The following is a 24704-nucleotide window of genomic DNA, read 5'->3' on the forward strand; positions in this document are numbered from 1 at the left end:
CTTGGGTCTTACATCCATCCTCTGCCCCGGTTCCGCACCACTATGCTCATCTTCTTCCGGACAGATGCTGCCTGCGGCAGGGCACGGGGTGTGCATCAGCCCTCCGGCTCGGGCGGCCGGAGAGGCACCGTGCACTACGGCGCCCGCGACGAGATCCTCCGCACCGCCTGGCGCTGCCCTGCTGTCCGGCGGCAGTAGCCGGGCAGCGCGGACCTGCCCGGCCGCTGTGGCTGCCGCTTTCAGGGCCTCGGCAGCGCTTACCACAGGACTCTGAGTCGGTCGGGCGGGTGGGTGGGTGAGGAACTGGGCCGGGGCAGAAACCGGGCGGTTGCGGGCCACAACCAGGCCGGGCCGGCCCTGTGCGGGGCGCGGCCGACGCGTTGGGGAGCCGTGAGCGGCTGGTGGGGGAGCGTACGCCGTACCGTGTGCTTTCGCCCCAGTGCGCCCCATGCCGCTGCACGTCGGCGAGTGCCGCTCATCCGGCGAGCGGTCGGGTCATGACACCTTCGTAGCGAAAATCGTCGGCCCCCGTGCCAGACCGGCACCGGCTGCAGGTACAGGTGGCGAAAGGACCACGGACGTGGAACCGCAGAAGCCAGTGGAAGCGGGAACGCTGCGCACGGAGGAGGACGCCTACCGGCAGGCTTTCACACGTTTTCTCGCCGGGACGGATGAGAAGAGCAATACGCACGCATACCTGCGCGACATGGTGGGGCGGCTTCACGCCCGGCAGGTGTTCCTGGACGTGGGGTCCGCCGACGGCACGACGACGCGATACCTCGCCCCGTACTTCGAACGGACTGTCTGTATCGAGCCCAGCGAGCCGATGCGGCGTGTTCTGCAACGGGCGTGCCCGCAGGCCGAGGTGGTGGGCGAACCCGTCATGGAGGCCAGGATCAAGGCGCGGGCCGACCTGGCCTTGCTCTCCCACGTCCTGTATTACGTTCCGCGCACCCAATGGGTGGCGACGGTGTCACGCATCATGCGGTGGCTGGCGCCCGGCGGTCTGCTGCTCGTACTGTTGCAGAATCCCGATGAGGCCTGCATGCGCATGGTGCGGCACTTCACCGGAGCCCGGTTCGATCTGAGAGAACTGGCGGATGAGCTGGCCGCGCTGCCACCCGGCCTGATCAGCGGCATCGAACTGGACACCGTGCCCGCCTCCTACCGCAGCAGCGACTTGGACGAGACCGTCGCCACCGCCGCTTTCCACCTCAGCATCCCCGGTACGCCTGCTCCCAGGCGGGAGGCCGTCGAGGCGTATGTCCGAGAGCACCTGCGCAACCGCGAGGGCGAGTACGTCCTCCGTCACGACCAGCACGCGCTGCGCCTCCAGCGCTCGCCCTCCTAGAGGCAACCCCGGCCCGGGCAGGGCGGCCGTGCGGGGTCAGTGGGGGGTGGCAGGATGCCTTCTTCCTGGGCAACGTGAGTGCAGGCCATGGCCGCGGCCGTCATTCCGAGTCGGTCGAGTACCTCGATGGACTCGAGCAGGATCCGGGTGTCGGCATCGGCCATGGCATTGCCGCAGCGGTCACGTTCGGCCAGGTCGTCGGCGGCCGTGGCGGTGCGAAGTGCTGTGACGCGATCGGCCAGCACGTTGCGGGAAGACTCCATGGCGGCGATGCCGCGTACCGCACGGACGATGTCTTCGTCAGTCATGTCGTTCATGTCCTCCCAGACGGTGCCCGTCTGCCTCACGTCACACCGCGGTCCCTGTCTGTGAGGCAGCACACGGTGCGTCGCCCATGCGTTCTCGGCGGCGGGGGGAGGACAGGCGGCCCCCCCACCCGGGGGGGCGGGGCCGGCGTGCTCGGAAGGGGGGAGCCGAGCTGTCTGAGGTGCTGGTGCCCGGGATTCGGGGCGGTATGCCTGAGGCGGCGTACATACGGTCGGCTGGTTGATCCGGTACCGGCGTATCGAGAAACGCATACATCACCGTGACCCTCCCCTGTTTCCATGGAGGCACGGATCACAGAGGTCGGGCCGAGGGCGTGGGGCTCTCTGGTTTCGGAAGGTGCTCATGAGAGGGCATGTGCCGTGTTATGTGTGAACGCTCGTCCGGGGTTCGGGAAGGCCGTGCTGGCGGCCGGTGTCGCCATGCTGATGATGGTTCACACCGGGCCCGCCACCGCTACCGCCAACGCCGCCCCGACCCGGAGTGGTGGGAACGTGCAGAAGGCGACGGAGGAACTGGCCAGGATTCCCGGGGTCGTTGGGGTCGTGGGCGGGGCCTACGTCGACGGTAAGTCCCTCGGGCTGGGCAGTGCGGGATCCCGGCTGTTGGGCGGCGAGGGCGGGAGGATACCCGCGGACGCCCGCTTCCGGATCTGGTCCCAGACCAAGCAGATGGTGGCCACCGTGCTACTGAAACTGGTCGAAGAAGGCGAGTTGGGGGTGGACGACAAGCTCGGTGAGCTGCTGCCGGAGGTGGTGGAGAAGGATCTGGTGACGCGGGCCGACCAGATCACGGTACGGCAGATGATCCGGCACACTTCCGGGATTCCTGACTGGTACGCGGAGAAGCCGAACCCGGACGGGAGCGAGGGGGAGCCTTCGTTCGACGTGTTCGACTTTACGACCCCCTACCGGCCGCTGGACCTGGTGCGGTGGAGCCGCGATCGACCCCGGACCGGGGAGCCGGGCGAGAAGTGGGCCTACTCCAACACCAACTACACCCTTCTCGGCATGATCATCGAGAGGGTGACCGGCCATGATCTGGCCTCCGAGCTGCGCACGCGCCTCTTCGAGCCGCTCGGGATGACCAGGAGCTACTTGATGGTCAAGCCGCCGGACGGCGTCAAGGGGCGGCACGGCCACGGCTACTACCCCGACGCCGATGGCAGGCCGCGCGACGTGGACCGGTACAACGCCGGCCTCGCGGGGGCGGGGGCCGGTGGAGTGGTCTCCACCGCACACGACGTGAGCGCCTTCAACCGGGCCCTCTCTCAGGGCAAGCTGCTGCCGCCGGAACTCCAGCGCATCCTGACCGACCGGCCGACCGCCGCGGCACACCTCCGAGGCAACAGCAACAGCAACAGCAATAGCAGTTGCAGCGATGACTTCTCCATCACGGGCGGGTTGGCCCCTGGCTCCGTAGCCATGACCTTCTACTCGGCGGACGGCCGTCGCCAGCTCGCGTTGTCGTTCACCCTGAGCGTCAAGCCCGGCGCTGTACAGCTCGATATCGGCAACGCCGTGGAGAGCATCTTCTGCCCTTCCTCCTGAGCGGCGGCTTCACTCCTCGGCGGCGTCACTCCAGTCGCGCATCACGGCTGGGGAGAATCGGCAGGCTCACCTGGAATTCCGGACCGAGGGTCTGGAAATCCTCCGGGGCTTCACCCGGTTCTACCAGTGAGTGTCGGGCCTACGCGAGGGGGGATCGGCAAAGTCGCCGTACGCTCGCGGGCCTATGGGCCTGGCTTACGTTTCGGTCGCCGCCGACGCGCATGACCGTCCCGCCTTCCCCGTCGTACGCCTCCCAGCCCGGGGCGCCCGTCCTGGCGAACCGGAGTCAGACCCCGCGCACGTGCTCGGACAGCGCGGCCATTGCGGCCGCCTCGGCCGGTGCCGGTACGGGGCCGAGGACGCCCTCGCCGTACAACTCGGGCAGACCGGTCACGCCGAAGACGAAGGGCAGCTCAACGGTGTGGGCGGCGCCCAGCACGGCTCCAACAGGGACAGTCCCACAACGCCTCCCCGGAATCCTGGACACCGCGTCCTTGTCCCGTCGCCGTAAGGACGTGGTCGATCTGGGCGATGATCTGCCAGGGCTTATGTATGGCCCGGGAGGGGAAGCCGCTCCAACTCCTGGCTTTCGCTGGTCGGTTCCGATATCGCCGCATGGGAGGAGCGTTTGTTCCCGTCCGCCGTGCCATCGGCGAGCCGGTCGTATCCGGCATTGTCCTGACACAGCCGGTACGACCTTTGCGCTCGTACGGGTGGCAGTCCACCCGAACCGCTCCCGGCGGTCGGCGGGCCCCGGTATGACCAGGTTGTGATCACTACCTGTATGCGTGCGGCCCTGGCCGCAGCCTTGCTCACTCTGCCCCTCACAACGTCGTCTCCGACTTCGGCCGCCGACGCCGACCCGGTCGCGCTCCCCATGACGTTGAAGCAGGCGGTTGCCGCCCTGCCGACGGCGGCGGAGTCGCGGGAGGGGTACGCGCGCTCCCGGTTCCACCTCTGGACCGACGAGGACCGCGATGGGTGTGACACCCGCGAGGAGGTCCTCATCGCCGAGTCCCGTACCCCGGCGGCCGTAGCAGCGGGCTGCAAGGTCACCGCAGGGCAGTGGTTCTCCTACTACGACGGCGAGACTCTCACACACTCCCGCGACTTGGACGTCGCCCACATGGTGCCGCTCGCCGAGGCCTGGGACTCCGGCGCCGGCACGTGGAGCGCGGAGCGCCGCACAGCCTACGCCAACGACCTCGGCGACGACCGGTCACTGGTCGCCGTGACCGCGCGCAGCAACCGCTCGAAGGCCGACCGGGACCCGGCCGAATGGCAGCCGCTGCTCGCCGATGCCCGCTGTACCCACACCACCCACTGGGTGGCGACAAAGCTCCGCTGGGGCTTGGCTGCCGACAAGGCCGAACGGCAGGCGCTGCGGGATCTGGCCGCCGGATGCGGGCAGGAGACGGTGGAGTACGAACCCGCCGGCTCACACCGGCCTGTTTGAGGCATTCGGAAGCCCCCCCAGCCCTCCCATCGCAACCGCACAGGCGGTGCCTACCACCTCGTCAGCACCCATTGCGCCCGCCTGTTCGACAGTGTCTTTGGCACGGCCGCCACCGGGGCTGTCTGACCCGAGGAGACTTGGCGCAGGGTTCCGCTTGTTGCCGCGGCGAAGGACAGGATCGCGGTCGCCCTGCACGAGGTCTCGGGCGAGTAGCGGAGCGTTCCGAGGGGCGGAAGTCGACACCTCGACCGTCGCGCTCCACGACCGCAGCTTGTGGCGGTATGACGACGAGATGAAGACGTCACCGTCACTGAGATCCGCCATCGTGGTCGTACGTAGAGGTCTAAGGATTGATCGCGTGCGGCTCGCCGCGCAGAGTTCCATCCGGAATGATCAGAAGGGAAAAGACATGAACTGGACCCCTCGCTGGGCCGCAGGCCTGCTGACCGTGGGCGGCGTGGCTACGGTACTCCTCATCGGCCCGGCGGCCACCGCCCAGGCGACCGAACTCACTCCCCGGTGCTCCGGTGGCTGCGCCCAGTCCGCCTCGGACGGCTTCCAGGTGTCCTCTCTCCCGGAGCCCGGCACCGTCACTTTGCAGTGCTCCGGTGGCTGCATCCAGTCCGCCCCGGACGGCTTCCAGGTGTCCTCCACCTCAGCGGTCCTGACCACCGACGGCAATTGGGAACCCAACTAGAGGGTGTTGCGGGAGGCGCGGTGTCGGGCCTTTGCCGTGTACGTGTACGGGCGTGGTGTTGAGGGCTGACTTGGTGGAGCCGGTTACGGCCTGCCGGGTCATCCCGCGCCTTGGACCGCTGCTGGCGCTGGAGGCGGGGTCCCGCGGCCGGTCGCCGACGCGGACCGGCTGCCCTGCCGAGCGCCGGGGGACAAGGCCGACACCCACATATGGCGAAAGTCGCGGATCTGCCGGGCGCGGCAGCCGCGAGGACGGTCATCGCCGACGGCGCCTACCTGGGCATCGCATTGCTCGTCCCGCACCGCAGAAGGGCCGGACGGCCGCTTCGGCGCGGTCGGAGGAGGACAACGCCGAAGAGGCCACCGGACCACTTAGGCCGTGTGATCACGACCTTCCACAACACTCTGCGGATATCGCCGCGCGGCACCGCACGTCGGAGCGGTGTGCGGGCCTGCACTTCACCTCGCCGAGCCGTCGTCGGGTGCCTCTGGGTTTCCCCACCGGTTCCAGAGTGTGTGGTGCCATGCGTCGGCGTCCGGACCAGGCGGCTGTACTGCAGGTAGCGGGCCGGGACCGGTCTCTATGAGGTGCAGCAGTGTCCAGGCAACGCCATAGCAGTCATCCGGGCCAAAGCATCTTGCCAGGGCCTGCGCTTCGTCAGCCGTGACGGGCTCGGAGATGGCTGCGAGTTCCTGTACGCGTCGTTCGATCCCGCCCTCATCGGTGTCCCAGTCGGGTAGCGGGCCGCCGGCTACGAAAGCTTGGACTTCGGGTCTCATCTGACCATGATCCGCTGGTGTGAGCGGTCCGAGCAAGGTCGGCCATGGCGTCGGCGCGAAGGTCGCCGCGCGGCTCAGGCACTCACGGCCCGGTGGGTAAAGCACAAGCTCAACGCAGTGGCTGTCCAGGCGAAATCGTGCAGGATTCGTGGACCGCCCGTCAGTCGGTCGAGCGGTGCCTGCCCCGGCTCCGGTGCCGGTCCCGTGAGCCCGCCCTAGCCGGCGCCATCGTGGACCCGTCGATCAGCTCGGCGGTGTCCCGGTGTGCAATCCCCGGGAGTCAGCTCCTCTCCTCCTAGGAATGGTCGGCGTGGGCCCGTGGCAGCCATTCATAGGACAGGTGCAGGCAGGATGCCAGTTCACCGGTGAAGGCGCTGAGATTCCCCACGGCAAGCACGATGCCCGTGCCGGCCCACGCCCACGCCCACGCCCCGATCCGGGCGAAGCGCTCGTCGGGCGCCTTCGCCGTGACGCCCTGACAGGTCTTGCTCCGGCGTCTCAGCAGCACCAGGACAACACTGCAGACCACCCGGCTTCCGAACGTCACCAGGCCGGGAGCGAGGCGGCCGCCGACGGTCGCAGCCGTGAGACAGGCGGCTCCGACAGCCGAGGATGGAGCGCCTGATTGTGTCACTTCCGTCGACACTTCGTGGCGCTGTGATCGACAACCGCACTTGGCCATTGTTCATTGCGGAAAGTCACAGATCGCCTGTTAGGCACAGCCGCTGAGTGAGCTGAACGCTGCAGGAGTAAGGACCGCAGCCCCGGTCTCGTCGCAGCAGTGCCCCGGGGCGGCCTGTACCTGCGCGTACGTCAATGCGTCCCGCTCCTCCTCAGTACAGCCGCACCGCCCACCACAGGGGCCCGTCACCGCGACAGCGTGAACCCCGTGGGTGCCCATCCTGAGACTCAGCCGGCGCCCGCCCTGCGGCTGCGGAAGGCCGCGACGCGGGTGCGGTTCTGGCAGGTCACCGAGCAGAACCGGCGCCGACCGCCGGGCGACTGGTCGAGGTAGACGTCGGCGCAGTTACCGGCCGTGCAGACGCCGATGCGGGCGAAGCCGTGGGCGGCGAGGTACTGGCGTAGGGCGATCGCGGCTGTCGCGACCAGGGCCTGATCGGCGTCGTCGACGCTCCATGCGGCCCTCAGTGCGCCGTCGTGCTCGGCCCCCACGACAGGGCGGACGCCGCTGTCCGCCAGCAGACGCGTCAGGTGCCTGGCGCACGCCTCGGCGTCCGGGGCGGAGAAGACCGGGTGCAGGCGGTCCGCCGCATGGGCGAGCGCCTCCGGGGCCAGCCCGGCGCTCACTCGCGCGGGCAGGCCGAGGTGCGGCGCGATGTCGGAGACGGGCCGGTGCGGAGCATCCCCCCGGCCGTCTCCCTCACGTGGCAGCGTGCCCCAGCCGTTGACGAGGTCCGTCAGTGCCTGGAGGGAGATTTCCGTGAAGGTGACCGTCATGCGTTCCGCCATACATCGCAGCGTAACGCGTTGTCGACCTCTTATGCGTTGCTCGCGGCCACGCCGGACGTGTAACGCAATGATGGGTATTTAAGCGTTACTCACTTGTTGGGTATCACCTCATCCGGGCGCGGGAGGATGTCATGCTGGACCTCACCTTGCTGCCGGCCTATCTGGCGGCGGTCGCCATCATCACCGTCGCGCCAGGGCCTGACGCCGCGTACATCATGGCCGTGGCACTGGAACGGGGCCCGCGGGCCGGTCTGGTCTCCGCCACCGGAATGGCGCTGGGCATGGTCGTGCACGTGACGGCCGCCGCGCTCGGCCTGGCCGTCCTGCTGCGCTCGACGCCCGCCGCGCTCATCGGGGTGGAACTGGTCGGCGGCCTCTACCTGGGATGGCTCGCGGTGTCCACGATCCGCTCGGCCAGGAAGCCGCCGACGAAGGCTCCCGAGGCGCCGCCCGAGCGTCAGGTCCTGCGCCAGGCCGCCCTCACCAATCTGTTGAACCCCAAGACCGTGCTGTTCTTCGCGGCGTTCCTGCCGCGGTTCACCAGCCCCGGGCACGGCCCGCTGTGGCTTCAGCTGCTGGCGCTCGGCCTGATCTTCCTGGTGACGGGTTTCCTCTGGGACAGCGCGATCGGCCTGTGCGCCGGCCGGCTGGGCCAGGGACTGGCGCGGGGCCACCGTACGGCCGTGACGGTGAACGTCGTCGCCGGAGTCACCTTCGCCACGCTGGCGGCATTTCTACTGCAGGACGCGCTGACCGCGGCCGTAGCGGCGTGAGCCTGACACCAGGTCGGTGACCAGCGACACCGCCCAACCGCTCCACGCTCCACCACACCCCCCGCACACGATCACACCGGGCTGTACGAGGTACAGCGCTTCCACCCCTTGCCACTGAATTGGGCAGCGCCGGACCACATCGCCGACGCCGACAGCTACGCCCGCCACCGCGCCATCGAGAAAGGAGAGGCCCCCGGCACCGGCCGCCGCCGCAGCACCTACCGGACACGGGGCCTGTCCCAGCGCTAGCCTCGAAGGATGATTACTTGCGTGGTCCAGTACGTAATCGATCCAGCAGAGATCGAGGCGTTCGAGCGCTTCGGGCGCCGCTGGATGAAACTGGTCGACCGCCACGGCGGCAAACACCACGGCTACTTCCTGCCCGCGGAAGGCGCCAGTGACAAGGCGCTCGCCCTCTTCAGCTTTCCCAGCCTCGCCGCGTACGAGGAATACCGGGCCCTGTTCGGCAAGGACCCCGACTTCATCGAGGCGGACACCATCAGAGACGAGAGCGGTTGCGTACTGCGCTACGAGCGCACGTTCATGCGTCCACTGCTCCCCGGCTCCCCGTCACAGGCCTCCACCGCACCGTGATGCCTGCCCGGCTCTTCAAGGCTCGGAGAGTCCTCTTAATCTTTCTGCCGGGTGCCCGGTAAGGAGTGGGAATGCGGGTACAGGGGCTGGCATGGCACCGAAGACTGAACACCTCATGTCCCTGCGGGCCGTACGCCAGCTGCGCCGGACTCGCGTCTTTTACACGGGAGGCGTCCTGCTGTGGGCGGCCACTTCCCTCTGGACAGGGCGGACTCAGCCCGGGAGCCGCCAGATGTGGGTCTCCCTGCTCTTCCTGGCGGTCTTCGCCGGCCTGCTCGCAGCCACATCCATGTGGCTGCGCCGTCTCCAGGCGACCTCTGGACACCAGCCGGCACATCATGCCGCACCCCGGCGGGCTACCGCCCCCGGCCATGTAAACGCCTGACCTCACCACTTGACCGATGAGGTGCGTGCCGGCCGCCGAATCCTGCACGCCGGCGGAAGCTTGCTCGCGCGGACCCATGAGATCCGACCGGCCAAGCACGTCCACGACGACCGCTGCTTCAACGGCCCGCACAGACGTCCCGATAGGGCATCTCAGGGATGTACTTCCGCCAGTCGGCCCGGGACAGACCTCCGTGGGCGCGTGCGCAGACGGAGGTGATCACCCGCTCGGTGTCCACCGCGACGGAGCGAACGGCGCTGTGCCGGCCGGCGGTGTGGAGCGTGCGGCCGTCCGGGGAGAAGGCGAGGGCGAGCACGCCGTCGCCCGGCGTCGGCAGGGGGGTTCCCAGCGGTCGGCGGGAGGCGGCGTCCCAGAGTTGCAGCGTGCCGTGCTCGCCCCCGACGGCCAGGGTCGTCCCGTCGGGGGAGTAGGCCAGTGCCGTGACCGCCTCGGCGTCAACGGGGCCCGGCCGTGCGCGGGCGGCGTCGTATGTTCCCGCGAGTGCTCCGAAGGTCTGCTTCACCGCGCCGTCCCAGAGCACGACCCGTCCGCTGTCCGCGCCCGCCGCCAGGTGCCTGCCATCCGGGTTGAAGGCAAGCGCGGTGGTCTCTTCCGCGGGGAGCCCGTTGGGCGCGGTCCGGCCGGAGGGGAGGACGGAGTTCTGGCCCGGCGCTGCGAGGAGCCGCCCGTCGGGGCGTACCGCCAGGGGACTGCGGACCGACGATCCCCAGGTCGCCCGCGTACTCCAGGGACCCCGCGACTTCCGGGAGTTGGCGGCCAGGCGGTCGGCGGCTGTCTGCTTCGCCCGCACAGCGTGTGAGACGTCCCAGGCCTCCGTGGGTTTGCCGTCCCACCGGCGGATCAGCAAGGAGCGTCCGCCGGGGGTGAACGCGAGGCCCGCCACCGGGGCATCCTCCCGGGAGGAAGAGGGCATGGCGAGCGAGCGGGACCGGGAAGCCTTGTGCACGTCCCACAGCGTGACGGGCCCGGACGCGCCGGGTGTGCCGGTGGCGTCGAGCGTGATCCTCGCGGAGGCGAGGGCGCTGCCGTCAGGGCTGAGGGTGAGCGCGACGTGACACGTGTCGCCGCTGAAGAGGGGCCTTTCCTTACACTGAACAGCAGGGGTACGGGAGATCAGCTTTCCGCCCGGGACGCGCCGCACCTCGAGCCGCGCGATGTCCTTGTCGCGCCGCTCAAGGGCCAACACCCCGCCGTTCCCGCTGAAACCGCCCTGGGCCGCGGGCATCTTGTGCCAACCCCCGGACAGCGCGGCACCGTAGGACAGTGTCCGCACCGCGATATCGGTGCGGCCCAGCTCGCTGAGGTAGCGGATCACTCCCGCGCGGACGTCGAACCTCAGCTCGGTGGCCGACTCATTGGTGAGCGGGACACGGAAGACCGGCCTCTTGGGGTCCTCCGTCCGCCACAGCAGTATTTCCTTGCCGTCGGTGGCGGCGACGAACATGCCGTCGGGGCTGACGGTCGCTTCCCGCAGCCCCTCGTGCCGGATACGGGTCCGCTCCCGCTGCTTGTCCATGTCCCACACCCGCAGCCCATGTGCTGTCCGGGATATCAAGCCCCGGCCATCCGGGGTGAAGTGGAGCGACGCCTCTTCCGCGCACGCGGCTCGTCGGTGTGCGTGGGGCCACGGGCCGGGCCGCTTCCGGTGCGCGGCCACGTCCCACAGCTGCACGGGCCTCTGACGGCCCGGGCACAGGGCCAGCAGACGGTCGTCCGGGCTGATGGCCCACGAGGTCACGGCGGGCCCGCGCCGCTCGAAGGTCACCCGCCGACGTTCGGTGTCCCAGAGCGTGATGCCGCCCGTGTCCCCCTCACCGAGCACCATGCGGCCACCGGGCCCGAAAGAGTAGAACGCCTCGGCGCTGCCGAAGGGCGCGCCCACGGGCTTCCCGGTCCGCAGGTTCCACAGCCGGACCCGGCCACCCGACGTCGCGATCAACCGGTGGCCGTCGGGGCTGACAGCCAACGCCGTTTCGTCGTCGAGAGAGAGGGGCGGTCCTGCCGGCCGGTGTTCGGTGGCACTCCACGCCCGTACGACACGGTCGCCCGCCACGACGGCGATGCGGCCGTCCCCGCTCAGATACGTCCGGCCCATGGGTTCCACGCCCGGCACCTCGTAGACGTCCTGTTCGCGCTGGGACAGAGCGCCCAGCAGCGCCGCGCGGGTCTCGATCGTGCCGCTCAGCGTTGATGCGGCCGCGCTCAGCCGCATCGCCGTGACCGGATCGGAGGCACGCATGCTGTCGGCCACCGCGGCCACCCGCCGGGCCACCGCCTCCCGGTGGCGTTGCTCACTGGTCCGGCTCTGCTGCCAGGCGACGGCACCCGCCACCAGCGCGAGCGACACCAGCAGCGGCACCACACCGGTCACGGCGTGTCGCAGCCGCCGCGCGCGGGCCCGAGCCGCGGTGCAGGCATGCAGGAACTCCCGCTCCAACGCCGTCAGCTCGCCCTGCTGTTCAGCGGTGCGGAAGAACTCCTCGGTTTCGGTGAGCTCCGTACCCCGCAGCAGGGACCCGCTGTCGCGCCCGCGATCCCGCCAATGGCGCGCGGCCTGGGTGAGGCGCCGGTGGCGGCGCAGTCGCTCCCGGGCATCGTCGATCCATCGGTACAGCCGGGGCCATGCGGTGATCAGGGCCTCATGGGCGAGGTCGACAGTGGTCTCGTCCAGGGTGATCAGCCTGGCGCGGGCCAGCGTGTGGAGCAGCACGGACACCTCACTGCCCGCGGGGCCGGTGCTGTCCAGCTCGGTCCGGTCGACGGGGCGACGGGTGTCAGGGGTGCCGTCGCCCGGGGTGATCAGGCGCAGCAGGATGCGGCGGGCGGTCTCGGTCTGGGGCTCGGTGAGCCCGGCGTAGAACGCCTCGGCTGTCTGGGCGATGGCGCCGTGGATGCCGCCGACCGCTTCGTATGCCTGGAGGGTCAGGGTGCGGCCCCGGCGGCGGCGCCAGGTTTCGAGGAGGGCGTGGGACAGGAGCGGCAGCCCGCCCGGCTCTTCGCCCACCTCTTCGATGAGGCGATCGGTCAGGGAGCGCTCCACGATCAGCCCCGCCGCGGCGGCGGGTTTGACGATCGCTTCGCGCAGTTCGGACGGCGTCATCGGGCCGACGGGCAGGCTCGCCTCCCGGATGACCGCGGCCAGGCCTTCGTGCTCCAGGCAGCGGGCGTAGAAATCGGCCCGCACCCCCAGGACCACCCGCAGCCGACTGCCGGCGGCCCGGGCGGACAGCAGCAGGTCGAGGAACTTCCGCCGCTCTGCCGGGTCATGACAGAGGGTGAACGTCTCCTCGAACTGGTCCACGACCAGCCAGGTGTCACCTGTCGGCGCTGCCGGGGTGAAGAGCCTGGTGTGGTCCCGCGCCGGCCGGGTCCCGGGGGTGAGGATGCGAATCGCCGCCGGGCGCAGCGCGGCGTCCTCGGCCTCCCGCAGACACGGAATCAGCCCGGCGCGCAGCAGAGAGGACTTGCCGCTGCCGGAGGGGCCGAACACGGCCGTCACACGGTGGGCATGGGCCAGGCGAACGAGGTCGTCGGTCAGGCGGGCGCGGCCGAAGAACAGGTCCCGGTCGCCCGCCTCGAAGCGCACCAGCCCGCGATACGGCGCTTCGGCCGTCTCCTCCTGCAGGACGCGAGCGCGGGCGTCCACCTCCTGTTGTGCCTCGCGCCAGCGCTCTTCCCACTCCGCCCGGTCTCCTCCGCAGGCCTCCACGTACGCCAGTGCCACGGCCAGGGACGGCAGCTTCTCTCCCGCGGCGGCCCTCGACAGCGCCGTCACGGAGTACCCGGCCTTCCGCGCCATCGCCCGATAGGTCGGAGCGCCCGCTTCCTGGCGCACCTTGCGCAACGCGTACGCGAACTGCTCCACCGGCCCCTGACCCGGGTCCACCGGATTCTCGCGACGCCCCACCCCAGCCTCCCCCGTTGATCATCCCCCGCCTTGGCGCGGACCGTCCCACCACTGAGGGCCGCCTGCGAGCCCCTCCGCCCCACGGCGCCACCGCGAAAGTTTTTGTTAAGTACCACGTCAGCGGGGTGCTGAACAACTCGACGGCCGCTGAACTCAGTGGTGCAGGGCCGCAGTCGCCCACGTCAACGGGGGAGGGCGACTGCGGCCGTGCGTCGACGACGAGCAGGCCGCCGACAAGCCGCGGCCGCTCGCGCCGAGAGGCTCGACGCACGTACGAAGAGAAGGAAAGAGGACAGAACGCATGCGCACGTTGCACACCCTGCTGGCAGTGGCGGGGACAGTCGCCGCGGTGGCCCTTCCGGGTTCGGCCGCGGCTCTGACCGACCCGGGCGGTCCACCGGCCGGGCCGGACGCGGCCCCGGCCGCTCGGACGGCACTCAAGCAGGACACGGCGTTCGCCGGCGCCGATCTGCAACCCGTCGCCGGGCGGGACAACATCTACTACCTCAAGGCCAGACACAGCGGAAAATGCCTGACCGTACGAGGGGCCAGCCACGCCGACAACGCGGTCGTCAACCAGTACCGGTGCGTCAGCGGCGCGAAGAACCAGTGGTGGATCGTCTACGACGGGGGCGGCCTCGCTCGACGGTTCACCAACTTCGAGAGTCAGAAGTGCCTCTCCCTGAAGGGCGGCCGCACGGCCAAGGGCACGCCTGCGGTCCAGCGCGACTGCGAGGGCACCCCTGACCAGATCTGGTACACCATGCCGCCCTACCGCGAGGGGGAGATGTCCCGCTCCGGCGGGGCAGGGTGCCTGGACGTGCAGGGAGCCAGCAAGGCGGACAACGCTCCGGTGATTTTGTGGAAGTGCAACAGCAAGAGCAACCAGAAGTGGGCGGGCGTGGGATGAGCATCACATACAAGCGTGCAAGGGCAGGACTCATCGCGCTGACGGCGACCGCGACGCTGGGCACACTGGCCAGCGGTACGCCGAGCAGTGCCGCCGGGGCGGCAGAGCCCGACAGCCGTACGACCGTCTCGACGAAGGCCACGACCGCGGACGCGGCATCGGCCAGGGCCGCCCGGAACATCAGGTACGTGGTCGCCCGGCACAGCGGGAAGTGCCTGACCGTGCGCGGGGCCAGCCGTGCCGACAACGCGGTCGTCAACCAGTACCGGTGCGTCGGCGCCAAGAACCAGCAATGGCGCCTGGAAATGATCGGCGGTGACCCGAGCCTGGGCAGCACGGTCCTGCGGAACATCAACAGCGGGAAGTGCCTGACCGTTCACGGGGCCAGCACCGCCAAGGGCGCCAAGCTCGACCAGTACACGTGCGTGGGCGCTCCCAACCAGACGTTCTCCTTCATACCCGCGATGATGAAGCAGACCCCGCTGTTCACCCAGCCGCTCAGCGGAGGCAAGTGCGTCGACGTGCAGGGGGCCGGCAAGGCCGACAACGCTCCCGTCGTGCAGTGGAAATGCAATCAACGGCAGAACCAGGCATGGGACCTGACCCGGCGCCCCTGATCCCGGGAGGCGTTCCAGAAGTCCCCTGAGGATCGCACAAAGAGGCCGTCCAGCAGCCCGGCTGGACGGCCTCTTCGCCTTGGCCGGGGCGACGTGGGGGGCGCTGGGTGCGGGCCCCCTCAGGTCCCCTCAGGCCGCCCCCTCAAGCCCCTTTAGATCCCAGCATCGGCTCTGCGCGGCGCTCCCGGCCGGGCCGTCCGCGCTGCCTACCCCGGCAGGGGCCCTTTTCCGATGCCCCGGCACCTGAAGCGCCTCAGGGCGGCCGGCACATCGATTCCCGCGTCTGCCATTCCGTTGAACCGCACGTCGCACCCCAGTGTCGCGAACTGCGGCAGGAGCTGGTCAGGGGGAGTGCGGGTGAAAATCCCGACGTGCCGGTTGGTGCGCCTGGCGAGATACAAGGTGTCTGACCAAGCTTCGCTGCGGACCAGCAGCACGACTGGGCCACGCGGGATGGTGTGCAAAGGCTGCTGATACCAGGTGTCAGCAGCCACAACGGTCGGGAGGGTCGTCTCTCCCGGCCGCACCGGCTGCTCCAGGCGGCTGTGGGGCCCCAGCAGTGGACGAGCCCCGGCTTCCAGCAGCTCCCGGGCCCAGGCGTAGGCGAACTCATACTCACCTTCCTGTAGCACAGAGCCGTGCGATGTGTGGGCAGCCATGTGCAGGAGCGCCTGGCGGAAAGAGTCCTGGAATTCTCTCCAGTGCCGGTGGTGCACCGTGATGACCGAGGGGCCGGTACACAGCCGCCCGGCGCGGGCGAAGCACGCGGCGGCGGCCGAATTCGCGGCTCTGCCGACCGACGCGTCATGGCGGACGGCAGCGAGAGCGCCCGGCGAGGAACCGGCGTCCTGACAGCACGAGGGGAGCCAGAGTTCCGCATGTTCGGCGAGGACCGCACGCAATACGGCTCGCGCGGAAGGACTGTTGGACACGGCCCACTGCCACAGCCCTTCGGGAACGCCCGCGGTCCGCGCCGCCCGGGCCAGGAGCGCGGCCACCCCTGTGTTCCCGGCGGTGACCAGGGCTGTGGCGCTGCTGCCGGCCAGCAGGGCGGGCAGCAGACCCTCCAGCAGGGAAACCAGGGGCCGGGCTGTATCGGCGCAGAACGCCGTGGTCCTCGCCTGGGGCAACACTCTGGTGTCTGTCATGCTGCGGCCCGACCGCCGGCCCCACCGCTGTCCGTACCCCAACTGCCGGCGCACCGCGCGCCCGCAGGAGGACAGGAGACGTTCCGCAGCACGCTGCTCCGCGGCCGCATCCGCCGCCCCCAGGCCGCATCCGTGTGCCAGTGCGGCAGCCATCAGAGGCCGGGCCTTGCGCAGAGCCCCGTACAGGGTGCGGAGCACGTCGCACCGGTGCTCCAGCGTGCTGCTGTGCCACCGCTGCTGGGCGAGACGGCCGTCGGACACCGCGCCGGGCAGATCCCTGGGGGCGGTTGACGCCAGCCCCCAGAAGGCAGTCCCGGTGAACGCACTCACCACGGGCTCGAGCCGACGACGGTCACTCACGACGAAACCGATCTGGTCCAGGGATGTCGAGTGCTCACACATGGCAGATCAGGCGCCGAGCGCCCAGGCCGACCAGACGCGCGGTGAACGGTGTGGAGATGCGAGCGAGGCCCCATGGCCACCACAACGTCACGGCACCTGGCGAGGTCACTGTGCGGCGGCGCGAGTCGGGGAATGTTCCACCGCCTGGGGTAGCGGAGAGGCACGTGGCTCTCCATGCGGTTCGGAAGCGGTGTGGTGTACACCGGGTTGTTCCGCCACCGGGCACCGGGCCGTGCGGCTGCATGGTTCGGGTCCTGCGTCCGGGCCAGTCACCCAGGTGTGAGCACCGGCTGGTGATCGATGCGGTGGCGTGGACGTACCGTCCGGGGTGTCCATGGCGCGACCCTCCTGAGGGCCGTGCTCCTGACACCCGGGCAGGCAAGCCGGTGCACGGACGGCGGCAGGTCTCCTCACCACGTATGAAGAGACCTGCCGCTTCGCGGCACGGCCGCCCTCAGGTGGCCGGGACGCTCGTCTCTTCCACGTCGGTCTTGCGTGTCTGGTGCGGGACGGTCGGCAGGCTCGGCGCGGGCCCTTCGGAGAGGCGCAGGCCCAGCCGGAGGTACAGCATCCGAGCGATGTCGGTGAGCGTGCCGGTGCTGCTGCGCAGCAGGTCCATGAGCGGGATGTCCACCCCGAAGCGCCGGTTCAGGGTGACCAGGAGTTCGGTCCCCATCAGGGAGTCCATCCCGTAGGAGTCCAGTCGCTGGTACGGGTCCATGTGTTCGGCGTCCATCTGCAGGATTCCCGCCAGGACTCTGGCGAGTGTCTCGGTCAGGTAGGCGATGGCTTCTTCGCCGGACATCTGCGAGAGCGTGCGCAGCAGCTCCTCCTGGTCCAGGTCCCCCTCCTCTCCCTGGCCCGGCACCAGTCGCGACAGGCGTGGGCTGGACGCGGACGGCAGCATCTTCGTCACCCGGCCCAGTTCACCCCGGAAGACGCCGGTGACCTCGGCGTCGCTCTCCAGGAGAGTCTCAACCACGGCGAAGGCCTCCTCCGGGCGGAGCAGGTCGAAGCCGATGGCGGACAGCGACTGGCCCAGGCCGTTACGGGCCACATAACCGGTCTGCCCCACGGCCCCCCAGGCGAGGGCCAGGCCGGCCAGACCCGCACGGCGCCGACGTCGGACAAGGGCTTCGAGGTAGAGGTTCCCCGCCGCGTAGGGCGCCTGCTTCACGTTGCCCAGGGTCGCCGTCCCGGAGGAGTACATCAGGAACAGGTCGCACTCCCGCCCCCGCAGCAGGAGGTCGAGGACCGCCGCCCCGGTGATCTTGGGAGCCATGACCGCCGCCAGGCGCTCCCCGGTCAGCTCGGTGAGCGGGGCGTCGTCCAGATGCATGGCGCAGTGCACGACGCCGCGCACGGGATGCCCGGTGGCATCGATGCGGGCCACGACCTCCCGCATGGCGTCCAGGTCCGTGACGTCGGCCGCGTACGCCGTGGCCGTCACGCCCCGCCCCGTCAACGCCGCCAGCACGTCCGCCGCCTCCGGGGCCTCGGCGCCCCTGCGGCTGACCAGCGCGACGTGACGGGCGCCGAGTCCGGCGAGCCACTGAGCGGTGGCCGCGCCGAATCCGCCGGTGCCTCCGGTGACCAGGTAAGTGGCCGTTCCGTCGAGGCGGGTGACCGGCGGGGTCCGCTCGATGAGAGGCGGTTCGTCCAGCGGGTCGAAGGTGACGACGACCTTTCCGATGTGCCGCGAGTGCTGCATGAGGCGGAAGGCCTCGTCGACGCGCGCCGCGGGATACGCGGTGTGCAGCAGCGGCCGGAAGGACCTCTCCGCGAGCTCCTTCTTCGTCACGGCGAGCAGCTGTCCGGCCTCTTGCCCGTCCTGCAGCACCTGGATGAGGTCCAGACCGAAGAAGGCGATGTTCTTCCGGAACGGGCGCAGCGGCAGCGATTTGTCCTCGTAGATGTCCCGCTTGCCCAGCTCGACGAAGCGGCCGCCCGGCCTGAGCAGTTCCAGACTGCGGACCATGGCCTCACCCGCCAGCGAGTTGAGCACCACGTCCACGCCGCGACCCCCGGTGATCTCCTGGACCTCGGCCGCGAAGTCGAGGGTGCGGGAGTCCAGTACGTGCCGCACGCCGAGTGAGCGCAGGAGGTCGCGCTTCAGCTCGCTGCCCGCGGTGGCGATCACGTGGGCGCCACATGTTTCCGCGTACTGGAGGGCGGCCAGACCCACGCCGCCGGCCGCGCCGTGCACCAGGACGGTTTCACCTGGCTGCAGCCGCGCGAGGGTGCCCAGACCGTAGCGGACGGTCGAGCAGGCGACGGGCAGGGTGGCGGCTTCGGCGAAACCGATGTCGTCGGGCAGTGGCCACAACGCCCGCTGGTCGGCCACCACATGGGAGGCGAGCGAGGCGTTGGCCAGGCCCGCCACCCGGTCGCCGGGGGCCAGGTCCGTGGCGCCCTCTCCACAGGCGATGACGGTGCCCGAGCACTCCATGCCGAGGCCCTCGGCCGTCGGTGTGCCCTCGACGGCTTCCCTGGGCAGCAGGCCGACGCTCTGCATGAGGTCGCGGTAGTTCAGCGCGGCGGCCCGCACTTCTACCAGCACCTCGCCCGGGCCGGGCTTCGGCAACGGGCGCTCCTCCCAGGCAAGCCGGTAGGACAGACCGGGGTCGTCCACCCGCAGCGCGAACGGCACGGTGCCGTCGGAGGGCTGGGCGAGGGGGCGGGGCAGTTCCCGGGGCACGAAGCGGTCCGCGGCGGTGAGCAGGATTTCGTCCTCCTCCGTGGGCCGCAGAAGTTCCTGCGCCAGCCGCCGCGCGTCGGCGGCCGAGTCCCCGGTCCGCGCCAGACCGATGCGGCGGCTGTCCAGCCCGGTCACCTCGTTGACCAGGCTGCGGGTCATGCCCCACAGGGCGGCGTCCAGCTCGTGAGTGACCTCGGGGGAGGGGATGGCACCGCAGGGCCGGGTGACGAGCCACAGCTCCGGCGGGTTCGTGGAGGAGACTTCATCCGTCGCCGCGGTCAGCGAGCGCAGCGCCTCGGCCCGTTGGACGGCCTGGGCCGTCAGTTCACGCGGCGCGGTACCGGAGGTGTCACCGAGGACGAGGACGACGGCGACGGTTTCCGTGCCGGGCTCACCGTGCGCCTCACGCAGCACCTGAGTCCAGGTCGCATCGTCGTCGGTCATGGCGATGACGCGGGCCGGGCTGCCGTGGTGGCACATCGCGTCGGCGGTGGCGGCGGCAAGGTCCCGTTCGGCCTCCGACTCGATGGCAACGACGAAGGCGGTGTCGCTCCGATACGGGGGTGTTGTCCCCGCTCCGGTGTCGACGGCGGCCTCGGAGAGGAGGCCGGCGGGCGCGGCGATGTCGGTCGCGTCCTCGAAGGGCGTGGCGGCGAGCAGGACGGAGATGTCGCCTTGTCCTGCGGACGTCTCGTGGCCCGTTTGGCATACCTGGGTATAGCCGCAATCCTGCAACAGGGCGGGCCAGGCGTCGCTGGGCAGCAGCAGGGAATGGGGGCGCAGCTCGGTGTCGGTGTTGCCGTAGAAGCTGTCCAGGAACCCGAAGTAGCTCACCAGCTCCAGTGGGTCGTGGGGTTCCATGGCCAAGAGCTGTCCGCCGGGTGCCAGGAGCCGTGCCACGTTGCGCAGGGCGTCGACCAGGTCCGGTGCCGTATGCAGGGAGTATCCGGCGATGACGAGGTCATAGCTGTGCGGTGTGTACCCCTGCCCCGCGGGGTCCTCGGCCAGGTCGAGGGTGCGGTACTCGACGAAGTCGTAGGCGGCGAAGCGGCTCTGGGCGCGAGGGAAGAAGAAGCTGGAGACGTCGCTGAAGCAATAGTGCGTACGGTCGCGCGGCAGTAGCGGTAGCAGCGCGGCGGTGGCGCCGCCGGTCCCCGCCCCCACCTCCAGGACGCGCAGGGACCGCCCCCGCGGCCATTGGGCGACGATCTCACGGACGAAGGCCTGCGCCACCTGATTGAGGAAGCGGGAGACCGGCAGGACGTCGTAGAACTGCTCCATCGCCTGGGCGCTGTGATCGGCCACCAGGAGTTCCATGGGGTCGGCCTGTCCGCGCAGGACACGCTCCATCGTTCGCCCCTGGTGCATGGCGAGGCCGAACCCGCAGGCGGAGGCCGGGCTGTTCGCCACCATCTGACGCGCCAGGTGTTCGGTCGGGAACCGCGACGCGGTCAACTGCCAGTGCTCGGTGTCCACACGTGTGAGCAGTCCGTGCCGCTCCATCAGGGGGAAGAGGAGCGGCCACAGCCGCGCGTGCTTCTGAAGAGACCCTCCGGCCACCAGATCCGCCGTGGTGAAGGGCCGTGTGGGGTCGGACAGCAGCCCGGCGACGGTTGTCGCGGTCCACCGCGCGAAGTGCTCCTTCACCAGCTCCGAGGGAACCGCCAGACCGACGCGCCGTTCGGTCAGCTCACCGATCGTCTTGGCCGCCCCGTCCGCGACGGCACGGGGCGAGGGCAGCGGAGAGGGCGCGGCCGGCCGGTCGAGGCGGGGGGCCGCGCGCAGCTCGGTGCGGTGCACCAGGACCGGGGCCCGCCGCGTCGCCGCGACGCGCCTCAGCCGGCAGCCCTCCAACTCCACGCTCACCTGGCCGTTCTGGTCGGTCAGGAGGATGTCCCAGCACACCTCGTCCGGTGTGCGGCTGCGTTCGCTGACCCACACCGCGCCCTCGGGTGACGGCTCGTCCCACACGCGGACGGCGCCGATGGCCGCGGGCAGGAACGCGGCCCCGTCCGCGACGAGGTCCCCGAGCAGCGGAGCCCCGGCTTGCAGCGCGCCGTCGAGCAGAGCGGGATGGGCGGTGTACGGGTGGCCCGGCGCGTCGTGCCGGTAGCGGGCCAGCACCTGGCCCGGGCCGACGTCGAGGCCGGTGAGGACCTGGAACGTCGGCCCGTAGTCGAGACCGCCGTCCGCGCAGGCCCGGTAGTGCTCCTCGCCCGTGAGGTGCCGCCGGCAGCTCACGGCAAGTGTGTCGAGGCCCAGTGGTGCGGGGCGGGTGCCGAGCAGTGCCCGCACCCGGGCCCTGATGTGCGCGCGGGGGTCCGAGTTGTGGGTGGTGGTGCTGGTCACCGTCAGTGTGCCGTCGTCCGGGTGCAGTGCCACCTGGGTGCGGGTGCCGGGCGCCTCGGCCCAGGGCACGACCAGGGCGGTGAGGATGTCCAGGTGCCTCACCTCAACGGCACGGCCGAAGGTGACGCGTCCGGCGGCCAGGGCCATTTCCACGTATCCGGTGGCGGGCATGACGACGGACCCGGCGACGCGGTGGTCGGTCAGCCATGGGAGCAGTGCGGGTTCGATGCTCCCCTCCCAGACGGGGTGCGGTGCGGTGACGTGTCCGCCGAGCAGGGGATGTACGAGGGCGCCGTTGCGGTGCCAGGTGTCCGCGTCGCCGTTCCAGTGCCGTTCGCGCTGCCAGGGGTAGGCGGGCAGGGTCACGACGCGTCCGGGCGAGGGGAAGTACCGGTCCCAGTCCGTGGTGGCTCCGGCGGCGATCAGCGCGGCGGGCACGGCGGCCAGGTCCCGGCTGCCGCTCGCGTCGCGGCTCAGGGTGGAGACGACGACCGCGTCCGTGCCGGCGCGCGTGGCGGCGATCCTGCGCAGGTAGGTGCGGAGCACGGGGTGCGGGCCGATCTCGACGAGGACGTCTCCGCCGTCGTCCAGGGCCCGTTCGACGGCGGCCGAGAAGCACACCGGCTGCCGTACGTTGTGCCACCAGTACGAGGCGTCCAGCGCGGTGCCCGAAATCCTGCCGCCGGTCACGGTCGAGTACAGCGCGATGTCGCTCTCGCGGGGGGCCAGGCCTTCGAGTGCGGCGTCGAGCGGCTCGCGCTGACCGTCCATGGCCCGGCTGTGGAACGCGTAGTCGAGGCCCAGGTCGCGGAAGAACACGGCGCGCTCGGTGAGTTGAGCACCGAGATCGGCCAGCGCGTCGGCGTCACCGGCGAGAGTGACGTCCTTGGGGCCGTTGGCGCCGGCGATCTCCAGCGCACCACCCCACGGGGCGATCTCCTTCGCCGCCTGCTCAGGCCCGAGCCCGACGGCCGCCATGCGCCCGAGGCCCGCCGTTCTGGCCTGCACGCGGCTGCGTTCAGCGATCACACGGGCCGCCTGGGCGAGCGTCAGGGCGCCGCTGGTGTACGCGGCGGCCACCTCGCCGACGCTGTGTCCCAGCACCATCGCGGGCGTGACCCCCCGCTCGCGCAGGACGGCCACGATGCCGATCTGCACCGCGAACAGCAGCGGCTGCGCCACCTCGGTGGCGGCCAGGGACCACTTCTCGGCGGGCAGCGCGAGTTCGTCCAGGACCGACCAGCCGAGCCTGGGCGCGAGTTCGGCGTCCACCCCCTCGATTGCCGCACGGAACACCGGCTCCTCGCGCAGCAGGTCGGTCGCCATGCCCGCCCACTGCGAGCCGTTGCCGGAGAAGACGAATGCGACCCGTCCGCACGTCGCGGCGCGGGCGACGGCGGCGGGCACGACGTCGGTGCCGTCCCCGACAGGGGTCTCGTCGGTCTCCTGCACGTCCGTGGCCGCCTCCCCGGCCAGCGACGCGAAACCACGGGCTGCTTCCCGCGGCGAGCGGGCGAGCACGGCCGCGCGGTGTTCGTGCGCCCCCCGGCGCAGGCACGAGGTGTAGGCGAGGTCGTAGAACGCGTCGTCGTCCGCGTCCCGCAGCCGTTCGGCCATGGCCGCGGCGGCGGCCGTCAACGCCTGTGATGTGCGGGCACTGACCATCAGCGGCAGCCCCTCGGCCGGCGGGGTGTACGCCACGGGAGCCGGGGGCGGCGGTGCCGCGGTGAGCGCGACATGGGCGTTGGCTCCGCCGAAGCCGAAGGAGTTGACGCCGACGACGGGCCGGCCGGTCGGGCTCTTCGGGAGCGGCTGCCGAGATGTGGTGAGACCGAGGCCGAGGCCCGTGAAGTCGATGTCCGGATGCGGGGTGTCGGCGTGCAGCATCGGGGGGATGGCGCGGTGCCGCAGGACCAGCAGGGCCTTGCACAACCCCGCCATGCCGGACGCCGGTTCGAGGTGACCGAGGTTCGTCTTCACCGAACCGACGGGCAGCGCGCCACTGACGCGGCGTACGCCCAGCGCCCGGCCGATGGCCTGTGCCTCCAAGGGGTCACCCACGGGGGTGCCGGTGCCGTGCGCCTCGAAGTAGACCACCTCATCCGGGTCGACGCCCGCTTCCGCGTACACGCGGCGCAGCAGCTTCTCCTGCGCCGCGGCGCTGGGCAGCGCGAGGCCCATCGTGTGACCGTCGCTGTTGCTGCCGCTGCCGAGGATGACGCCGAGCACCCGGTCACCGGCGGACAGGGCGTCCGCCAGCGGCTTGAGGACCACCATGCCGCCGCCCTCGGCGCGCACGAAACCGTCGGCCTCCGCGGAGAACGCGGCGCAGTGCCCCCGCCTCGACAGCATGGACGCCTGCGAGAACCCCACATAGTGGTAGGGGCTGAGCAGGATGTTCGCCCCACCGCACAGGGCCACCCGGCTCGTGCCCTCCCACAGGGTGTGGCAGGCACGGTCCAGCGCGACGAGGGAGGACGAACAGGCGGTGTCCACCGCCATGCTGGGACCTCGCAGGTCGAACGCGTGGGAGAGGCGGTTGGCCGCGATGGAGGAGGCCGCGCCCGCCATCGTGTACGGACTGACCGTTTCCAGCGACATCATCTGCAGCGCCCCGTAAGAGGCGTCGGAGATACCGACGTACACAGCGGTGTCGGTGCCGGCGATCCGCTCGGGCGCGATGGCCGCGTCGTCCAGCGCCTCGGCCGCCAGTTCCAGCAGCAGCCGGTGCTGCGGGTCCATGTGGGCGGCTTCCTTGGGCGAGATGCCGAAGTACGCGGCGTCGAACCCGGCGATGTCGTCGAGGAAACCACCGGCGGAGGTGTAGCTCCGACCGGTTCGCGGCATGTCACCGGCCGCGAACCGGCGGGCGTCGAACCGGTCCTTCGGCACCTCGCCGACCGCGTCCCGCCCCTCGCACAGAGCCGTCCACAATCCGTCCATGTCCTGGATGCCGCCCGGCAGGCGACAGGAGACGCCGACGACGGCGATGGCTCTCTCGGAGGTGACGGAAATCAGATCCTCGGTCACAGGACGGCCTTTCAGGGAGCAATGGAGGGCAAAACACGACAGATCGCTCAGCACCGTAGTCACCTTTCAGGCCGAACTCCGCCAAAAACCACCGCAGTTCGGGCAGTTTCCTCGCAATCACCTGTACGAGTGAAGGCGGCCCCGCGGTGACAGCGACCACTCATCCGAGTGACTGTGCCGAGGCGCGACGTGAGCAGCGGTTCGGGACCGGGGCGGCGACGTAGCGTCTGGTGCCGTCACCCC

16 protein-coding genes and 1 pseudogene are annotated in these 24704 nt (G+C 70.5%); 10 read left to right on the forward strand and 7 right to left on the reverse strand.

All coding sequences use genetic code 11. The annotated features are described in order from the left end of the window. Nucleotides 1-580: 580 nt before the first annotated feature. Entirely contained in the window at nucleotides 581-1351 is a 771-nt protein-coding gene (locus tag J2N69_RS35630; RefSeq protein WP_230904423.1) for a class I SAM-dependent methyltransferase, read from the forward strand. Here J2N69_RS35630 and J2N69_RS35635 read toward each other — a convergent pair. Further along, nucleotides 1348-1659 carry a hypothetical protein gene (locus tag J2N69_RS35635; protein WP_230904424.1) on the reverse strand — a complete coding sequence of 104 codons (312 nt, stop codon included), beginning with the start codon at nucleotides 1657-1659 and terminating at the stop codon, nucleotides 1348-1350. The genes J2N69_RS35630 and J2N69_RS35635 overlap by 4 nt on opposite strands. Nucleotides 1660-1956: 297 nt before the next feature. On the opposite strand from J2N69_RS35635, the gene J2N69_RS35640 reads away from it, so the two are divergent. Further along, nucleotides 1957-3225 (forward strand): serine hydrolase domain-containing protein, encoded by a 1269-nt coding sequence (locus tag J2N69_RS35640; protein ID WP_230904425.1) that lies wholly within the window; start codon nucleotides 1957-1959, stop codon nucleotides 3223-3225. A gap of 286 nt (nucleotides 3226-3511) precedes the next feature. On the opposite strand, the gene J2N69_RS35645 is transcribed toward J2N69_RS35640, so the two are convergent. After that, entirely contained in the window at nucleotides 3512-3664 is a 153-nt protein-coding gene (locus J2N69_RS35645; RefSeq protein WP_230904426.1) for a hypothetical protein, read from the reverse strand. A 330-nt stretch (nucleotides 3665-3994) separates the two neighbouring features. Between J2N69_RS35645 and J2N69_RS35650 the strand changes: the two genes are divergently transcribed. The 3 genes and pseudogenes from J2N69_RS35650 to J2N69_RS36795 form a co-directional block, all read left to right on the forward strand. Further along, nucleotides 3995-4681, forward strand: a complete 687-nt coding sequence (locus J2N69_RS35650; RefSeq protein ID WP_408056861.1) for an HNH endonuclease family protein — start codon at nucleotides 3995-3997, stop codon at nucleotides 4679-4681. 409 nt (nucleotides 4682-5090) lie between these two features. After that, nucleotides 5091-5378: a hypothetical protein gene (locus J2N69_RS35655; RefSeq protein WP_230904428.1), complete on the forward strand. Its 288-nt coding sequence runs from the start codon at nucleotides 5091-5093 to the stop codon at nucleotides 5376-5378. Between the two features lie 73 nt (nucleotides 5379-5451). Then, a pseudogene (locus tag J2N69_RS36795) lies at nucleotides 5452-5733 on the forward strand (IS5/IS1182 family transposase); the annotation flags it as partial. Between the two features lie 719 nt (nucleotides 5734-6452). Here the strand turns inward: J2N69_RS36795 and J2N69_RS35660 are convergent. Further along, the gene (locus tag J2N69_RS35660; RefSeq protein ID WP_230904429.1) at nucleotides 6453-6665 is read right to left on the reverse strand and encodes a hypothetical protein; all 213 of its coding nucleotides are present in this window, start codon (nucleotides 6663-6665) and stop codon (nucleotides 6453-6455) included. A 401-nt stretch (nucleotides 6666-7066) separates the two neighbouring features. Next, complete coding sequence (locus J2N69_RS35665) at nucleotides 7067-7627, reverse strand: CGNR zinc finger domain-containing protein (protein ID WP_230904430.1); 561 nt, start codon at nucleotides 7625-7627, stop codon at nucleotides 7067-7069. Nucleotides 7628-7758: 131 nt separating this feature from the next. Here J2N69_RS35665 and J2N69_RS35670 point away from each other — a divergent pair, with 131 nt between their 5' ends. The 3 genes from J2N69_RS35670 to J2N69_RS35680 all read left to right on the forward strand — a co-directional run bounded on the left by J2N69_RS35670 (nucleotide 7759) and on the right by J2N69_RS35680 (nucleotide 8994). Next, complete coding sequence (locus J2N69_RS35670; RefSeq protein ID WP_230904431.1) at nucleotides 7759-8400, forward strand: LysE family translocator; 642 nt, start codon at nucleotides 7759-7761, stop codon at nucleotides 8398-8400. A 108-nt stretch (nucleotides 8401-8508) separates the two neighbouring features. After that, complete coding sequence (locus J2N69_RS35675) at nucleotides 8509-8649, forward strand: hypothetical protein (protein ID WP_230904432.1); 141 nt, start codon at nucleotides 8509-8511, stop codon at nucleotides 8647-8649. A 9-nt stretch (nucleotides 8650-8658) separates the two neighbouring features. Then, complete coding sequence (locus J2N69_RS35680; RefSeq protein ID WP_230904433.1) at nucleotides 8659-8994, forward strand: NIPSNAP family protein; 336 nt, start codon at nucleotides 8659-8661, stop codon at nucleotides 8992-8994. Nucleotides 8995-9497: 503 nt separating this feature from the next. On the opposite strand, the gene J2N69_RS35690 is transcribed toward J2N69_RS35680, so the two are convergent. After that, nucleotides 9498-13307 carry an nSTAND1 domain-containing NTPase gene (locus tag J2N69_RS35690; RefSeq protein WP_230904435.1) on the reverse strand — a complete coding sequence of 1270 codons (3810 nt, stop codon included), beginning with the start codon at nucleotides 13305-13307 and terminating at the stop codon, nucleotides 9498-9500. 301 nt (nucleotides 13308-13608) lie between these two features. Between J2N69_RS35690 and J2N69_RS35695 the strand changes: the two genes are divergently transcribed. Both J2N69_RS35695 and J2N69_RS35700 read left to right on the forward strand, forming a co-directional pair. Further along, on the forward strand, nucleotides 13609-14217 hold the full coding sequence (locus J2N69_RS35695; RefSeq protein WP_230904436.1) for an RICIN domain-containing protein: 609 nt from the start codon (nucleotides 13609-13611) through the stop codon (nucleotides 14215-14217). Next, the gene (locus tag J2N69_RS35700) at nucleotides 14214-14834 is read left to right on the forward strand and encodes an RICIN domain-containing protein (protein ID WP_230904437.1); all 621 of its coding nucleotides are present in this window, start codon (nucleotides 14214-14216) and stop codon (nucleotides 14832-14834) included. Before J2N69_RS35695 ends, J2N69_RS35700 begins: the two co-directional genes overlap by 4 nt. A 206-nt stretch (nucleotides 14835-15040) precedes the next feature. On the opposite strand, the gene J2N69_RS35705 is transcribed toward J2N69_RS35700, so the two are convergent. Beyond that, nucleotides 15041-16384: an aldehyde dehydrogenase family protein gene (locus J2N69_RS35705; protein ID WP_230904438.1), complete on the reverse strand. Its 1344-nt coding sequence runs from the start codon at nucleotides 16382-16384 to the stop codon at nucleotides 15041-15043. 454 nt (nucleotides 16385-16838) lie between these two features. Further along, a complete protein-coding gene (locus tag J2N69_RS35710; protein WP_230904439.1) occupies nucleotides 16839-24461 on the reverse strand; it encodes a type I polyketide synthase in 7623 nt (2540 codons plus the stop codon). Nucleotides 24462-24704 lie beyond the last annotated feature (243 nt).

This window comes from Streptomyces huasconensis (assembly GCF_021028635.1).
In the GTDB taxonomy this organism is placed as follows: Bacteria; Actinomycetota; Actinomycetes; order Streptomycetales; family Streptomycetaceae; genus Streptomyces; species Streptomyces huasconensis.